1 protein-coding gene is annotated in these 1,009 nt (G+C 38.8%); it reads left to right on the forward strand.

Annotation, left to right across the window (positions count from 1 at the left end; genetic code table 11):
* Positions 1-777 (forward strand): YadA-like family protein (locus ACFIKB_RS09025; protein WP_375653413.1); only part of this gene is annotated, 777 nt, incomplete at its 5' end.
* Positions 778-1,009: the final 232 nt, after the last annotated feature.

Raw genomic sequence — 1,009 nt, forward strand, 5'->3', positions numbered from 1 at the left:
TGGGACGCAGGAAAAGAAGGGTATGACGCTAGTCATGATGGTAAGCCCAGCAAGATTGTCAATGTAGAGAAGGGTGCTCTTGTAGAAAATTCAACAGACGCCGTGAATGGAGGACAGCTCTGGACGACGAATGAAAAGGTAACAGCAGTTGAAAACAAGGTAACAGCAGTTGAAACCAAGGTAACAGCAGTTGAAAACAAGGTAACAGAAGTTGAAAACAAGGTGAATCTTGCGGTTAGCTATGATGTTGATAAAGAAAGCGGAAAGAAAACCAATAGCATCACTCTAAAAGGTGCCGATGACAGTGAACCTGTTTTGATTACTAATGTTAAAGATGGAGAAATTAAAAAAGGCTCTAAGGACGCAGTGAATGGTGGTCAGTTACATAATTATACCGAGGAGCAGATGAAGATTACTCTTTCTGAAGCGAAAAAGTATACGGATGATCAAGTTAACGGTCTTGTCAATAATAGTATTAACGAGGCGAAATCCTATACCGATATGAAGTTTGACGCACTAAGTTATGATATTACGAATGTGCGCAAAGAGGCAAGGCAAGCAGCAGCGATTGGTTTGGCAGTGTCTAACTTACGTTACTTCGATGATCCAGGATCTGTAAGTGTTTCATTTGGTGGTGGTTTTTGGCGTGGCCAATCTGCCTTTGCTATTGGTGCAGGTTATACATCTGAAGATGGCAAGATTCGCTCTAATCTATCAGCAATCAGTGTCGGAGGCCAGTGGGGAGCAGGTGGTGGAATAACTCTGAAATTAAGATAATATCAGAGTATATGAAAAACTACAATTTAAGCGAAGTTTCGCCCTTGTCTCATCAGACAAGGGCGAAATTTTATATTATAGAGAAGTAATATTTTACAGAGAAAGCCATAGAGTAGTATACTTATAAAGTCTCATAACAATATATTCTATAGTAAGAATCTTAGTGAGATTTATTTTAATGAGAAGTGAAGCACTTTAACAAAAATTTTACAAATACAGAGTAATACTCTCA

The sequence above is a fragment of the Bartonella sp. MR110HLJHH genome (assembly GCF_042194225.1).
GTDB lineage: Bacteria > Pseudomonadota > Alphaproteobacteria > Rhizobiales > Rhizobiaceae > Bartonella > Bartonella grahamii.